Source organism: Allocoleopsis sp., from assembly GCF_036703385.1.
Taxonomy (GTDB): domain Bacteria; phylum Cyanobacteriota; class Cyanobacteriia; order Cyanobacteriales; family Coleofasciculaceae; genus Allocoleopsis.
Genome location: NZ_DATNPA010000029.1, coordinates 1 through 5,473, shown reverse-complemented (window position 1 = coordinate 5,473; position 5,473 = coordinate 1). Strand labels below are relative to the sequence as shown.

The window sequence follows — 5,473 nt, the reverse complement described above, 5'->3', positions numbered from 1 at the left end:
CTCATCAGCGATCGCTTTGCCCGTGACTTTGTGGTAGAAGCAGAAGATGATGGACGGGCGTTTCTGCGGTTTGGGGACAATAGTTTAGGGAGAAGGCCACAACCGGATACTCCATTGTATGCCTGTTACCGCATTGGCAATGGTCGTGCGGGTAACGTCGGTGCAGAAGCGATCGCACATATTGTAATCCAACCTGAGAACCTAGAACCCGAAGACCAACCTAATCTCCAGAACGTAGAAGCAGCCATTAGCGGAGTACACAATCCCCTCCCTGCCCAAGGGGGCACCGAACCCGAACCCATTGAACAAGTTCGCCTGTATGCACCCCAAGCGTTTCGGCAACAGCGACGGGCGGTAACGGAAGCCGACTATGCGGAAATGGTGCAACGTTATCCTGGTGTTAACAAAGCGCTGGCAACACGGCGTTGGACAGGCAGTTGGCACACTATCTTTATTACTGTTGATCGAGAGGGAGGGCGTCCGGTTGATAGCGAATTCCAGCAAGGATTAAAGACGTTTCTCGAAGAGTTTCGGTTAGCCGGACACGATATTGAAATTGATGGGCCTCGCTTTGTCCCCCTTGATATTGGCATGACGGTACAAATCAAACCCGAATACTTCCGCAGTACCGTAAAAAAAGCCTTGATAGATGCTTTTAGTAATCAGATTTTAGCGAACGGGAAAGAGGGATTTTTTCACCCTGATCGCTTCAGCTTTGGTGAAACCGTTTATTTCAGTCCAGTCGTAGCGGCAGCGATGCAAGTATCCGGGGTGGAGTCCGTGAAAGTCAACCGGTTTCAGCGTTGGGGGCAATCCGCCACCGGAGAACTAGAGGCGGGAAGAATTGAGTTTGAACGGTTAGAAATTGCCCGTTTAGACAATACCCCCAATGTACCGGAAAACGGCAGAATCGAGTTTAATTTAGAGGGCGGTTTATGAATTCCACACCCGATCCATTTTCTAAGCCAGAAAACCGTCCGGGATTATCGCAGATTGCTTATCGCATTGCCGATTATCGGGGGTTTTTGAATCGATTATTGAGTCAGTTACCTGCGCGTGAAGGGGGACTACAAAAAATCACCGCCCGCTTGAATGACGATGCTGCGATCGCACTTTTGGATGCCTGGGCAGTTGTAGCGGATGTATTAACCTTTTATCAGGAAAGAATTGCCAATGAAGGCTATTTACGCACCGCAACCGAACGCCTTTCAGTTTTAGAATTAGCACGGGCAATTGGTTATGAACTCAATCCCGGCGTTGCTGCCAGTACCTTTCTCACCTTTAGTGTTGAAGATGTGCCTAGTTCGCCCAGAGTAGCAACCATTTCCAAAGGGACTCAAATTATGAGTATCCCCAGTAAGGATGAACTCCCCCAAACCTTTGAAACCAGCGAAAATTTTACCGCCTACGCTGACTGGAATGCCCTAACACCGCGTTCCACTCGACCCCAAAAAATTACCAGCAACACGCGCCAACTGTATCTCAACAGTATCAGCACTCTGTTGCAAGCGGGAGACTTCCTACTACTCATTGACGAAGAGCGAGAAATTCACACTTATCTCCTTCCCCTGACTGAAGTCTTACAAAACTCTCAGGCAGGATATACCCTCGTGCAATGGGAGGAATCTCTCCCCGAAATTACTACCCCACTTCGTAATCCTAAAGTGTTTGCGTTCCGTCAACGCGCTAACCTATTCGGGCATAATGCACCCAACTGGGAACAGATGCCTGCTGAGATTAAATTGGCTGCGATCGCAAAAAAAGGCGGCTCAATTCAGGGGGGTGTTTTCCTCACAGAGGATAACGGAAACCATTGGAGTTCTGTTAGTAAAGGACTACCCGATCAAGACATTCGTTGCCTTGCTGGCAAAGGAACAGTTCTCTTAGCTGGTACTCCAGGTAGAGGAATTTTCCGCTCTATGGACAAGGGTCAAACCTGGGAAGGCGTTAATAATGGTCTAACCAATTTAAACATCCAGACGCTTTATACAAATGCTCAAGATGAGCGGGGAATTTTCTTGGCTGGTACGTCAGGGGGAGGTGTCTTTCGCTCAAAAGATGGTGGTGAAAATTGGGTTCCTATTCATATTGGTACAGTTCGAGTTGAGGGACAAGACAGTAACAACTGGCAGTCTATTAATACGAGTATTCCGAATACGATCGTTCGCTCTCTGATTTCCTACAGTATCAAGACCAACATTGCTACAGGAAGTATTCTTATACAAAAAGATAAGCCCATAGTAAGGGGAAGTCAGACAGAATTTCTCAGTGAACTGTTAGTAGGCGACACTATTACAGCTAACGGTGAGAACAGAATGGTGATGAACATTATTTCCGATACCGAACTCACCATCAATACTGCTTTTACTCTTGACAAGCCTTTGTGGGTATCTTTTTTAATTCCGAATCGGGACAAATCTTACATTTTTGCTGGAACTGATGATGGTCTCTATCGTTCTCAAGACGGAGGCAGAAATTGGAGACAGCAAGGTTTATCCTTTGGGCTGTTTGATAAAACTTTTTATTCTCTATATACCCGTATTTTTACAGGAATTCGTTATATTTTTGCCGGAACCGATACAGGAGTTTATCAATCCAGTGACAATGGCAATACCTGGCATGAAATGAATGTCACTTTGACGAATAAAAATATTCAATCCATCGTAGCGAATCAGAGTGGTTCTATTGTCGTTGGAACTCCGAGGGGAGTTTTTCGCTTCGACAACATTGAGGGGGTTTGGCGGCAAGTGGGCAATGAACTCAGTAATCAGAACAGCCAAGCCCTAGCCATTCATCCCAATAGAAGTATTTTTGCGGCTACAAATACAGGTATTTATCTCTCCAGTGATGAAGGTCAGAATTGGAACCCAATAAATGGAGAAAACTCTGAAGAAAATAGTTTTTGTAATTTAAGTCAAATTGCTCTCATTTCTCTGGCAATTAATGAAAATGGAAACGTTTTTGTCGGCAGCCAATTCATGGATTTTTTGCCAGCAACAGTTGAAGCAGAAAATAATGCAGAGGGAGAACCTTCAACCGCAATAACAAGCCAGCAAAAAATAGAGTGGCCGGATTTTCAGATTCCCGATCGCAAACAAATCGATCTCGACACACTCTATCCCCAGGTTCTCAAAAATAGCTGGATTGTCTTGTTTGATGCTCGTGACTTGAACAATCCAGACACTGAAGCTAAAACACCTCGATTCGCAGCACGTCAAGTTGAAAGTATTACAACTATTTTGCGGAGTGACTTTAACCTGAGTGGTAAAATCACTCGTATAGAACCGGATGCTGAAGTTAACCCAGAAGATTTCGGATTACGAAGTGCGATGGTACTGCTTCGCAGTGAAGAATTGGAGTTAGCTAAAGAACGACTCACGGTGAGCGATCGCCAACAAGAAATCTTCCAAGATCCAATTCAAGGAAATACCGTTTTTCTGAGCCAGTTCGTTCAGGGATTGCAACCCAATCAAACCCTCATTGTCAGCGGCAAGCATCTGCGTGTCCAACTCAATGATATCGGCGGCGTATACCGTTTAACTAGGAGCCATGAAACCCAATTACGCTCAATTCAATTGCAAAAAATAAAGGAAATATTCTGTTTTTGGAAATATGTTTTTCTTGTCAATACTCCCCTCCTTGTCCTTCTTGCTCTTGCTCAAAAGTACTTTGAAATGCACCCAAGGCTCAATCGTGGATTGACAAATTCTCAAGTGCGATCGCTCGCCATCAATCCTCAAGGAAGTGTCATTTGGGCAGGAACAACTGAAGGCATTTTCCGTTCCCTCGATAACGGTGAATATTGGGAACCCGTTGATAGTTGGGAGGACATCAACAAAACCTTGAAGAAAAAAGAGATTCAGACATTTTTGTCCAAACCCAGTCATGAAGCTAATTCGTCTGAGTTGATTTTTGTCGGAACAGCGGAAGGGATTTTTCGTTCTAACGATGGTGGGAACCAATGGGTAAAAATTAATCAAAGGCAAGGACTGACTTACACCGATATCCGTGCGATCGCATTTAACGCCAAGCGTAACACCCTATTTGTAGGAACGATTAACGGTGGAGTGTTCCAGTCTCAAAACAAGGGGGAAAACTGGAAAGCAACCCGTTTAATCGGTACGGATGTGCAAGCACTGGCGGTGAAACAAGATAGTGATGAACTGATTGCTGGAACCGTGCGAGATGGGGTGTTTTATTCCCCCGATAATGGTATCACTTGGCAGCAAATTACCGAGATTCGACAGGCTAGGGGCACGATTTCTAGTGATGGCAACCAAGTGACCTGGATTGGTAGTAACTTTAACCAACAGCTACAGCCTGGAGATATTATTAACGCTGCCGAGCAAAGTCGTACTGTTATAGACATTAATCCTAATAGCAGCTCAGTTACATTTACATTCACTATAGATGAGCCTTTCCGTCCCGATTTGCTGCCAGGAACGGCTTTTACTATTGATACGGGTTTGACTAATCGGAATATTACCGCAGTTGCGATCGCACAAAATTATCTGTTTGCAGGAACAGCAGGCAGTGGCGTTTTTCGTTCTCAAGATAATGGCGATCGCTGGGAACAAATGAATACGAATTTGACGGATTTAGAGATTCGTTGCTTAACAGTTGATACCGATGGAAAGGTATGGATGGGAACATCCAAGGGAGGTGTTTTCTATTCCGATAATCAAGGTGACTTATGGGTAAGTGCCAACACCAACCTCACCAATATAGATGTGCAGGCAATCCTCATTCCTCACGACTCTCAAAACATTTTTGTCGGCGGTATCGGCATTTTACTGTCCCCAGATGGCTTTGAAACGAAACCTGTTCAACGGCGAGATGTAGTACAACTGCTAGAACCTCCTACTTTATCCAATACCTTAATTCCCTATCAACAGTGGAAGGTGGTGGACAAGGATGGATTTCAGGGAAATCTCACAACAACTCAGTACGACTCGGTAGGAGTGGAAAGTAGTGATAACGAGGATGATGATTCCCCTCAGCTAACCTTACTGTCGGCAGCAGCAGAGAGTGAGGTTATCAGTGAAGTGGCGAATATCAAATGGCCTCCCACCGAGCAACAACTGCCCATCTTAACCTTGCAACAGCCTTTGAAATATAGCTACGATCCAGCAACAGTAAAAGTCTATGCTAATGTCGTGCAGGCAACTCACGGTCAAACCGTCGAGGAGGTGCTAGGAAGTGGCGATGGACATCAAACCAACCAGCGCTTTGCCCTCAAGAAACCGCCCCTGACGTATGTACCCACAACCACGGCAAGCGGTGCCAAGAGTACGTTAGAAGTCCGGGTTAACGGTGTGCTGTGGCAGGAGGTTCCTTCCCTGTATCCCCTTACCCCGCAAGACCAAAACTATATTATTCGCATTGAAGATGATGGCAAAACAACCGTTACCTTTGGCGATGGCATTAAAGGTGCGCGTCTGCCCAGTGGTAACGAAAATGTGACAGCCACTTA

Annotated in this window: 1 protein-coding gene and 1 pseudogene; both read left to right on the top strand. The window is 45.5% G+C overall.

The annotated features are described in order from the left end of the window. On the top strand, positions 1–939 hold a 939-nt coding region (locus V6C93_RS01550; RefSeq protein WP_333474880.1), incomplete at its 5' end, for a baseplate J/gp47 family protein. Next, positions 936–5,473, top strand: a pseudogene (locus V6C93_RS01545) (hypothetical protein); the annotation flags it as partial. The gene V6C93_RS01550 and the pseudogene V6C93_RS01545, both read left to right, overlap by 4 nt.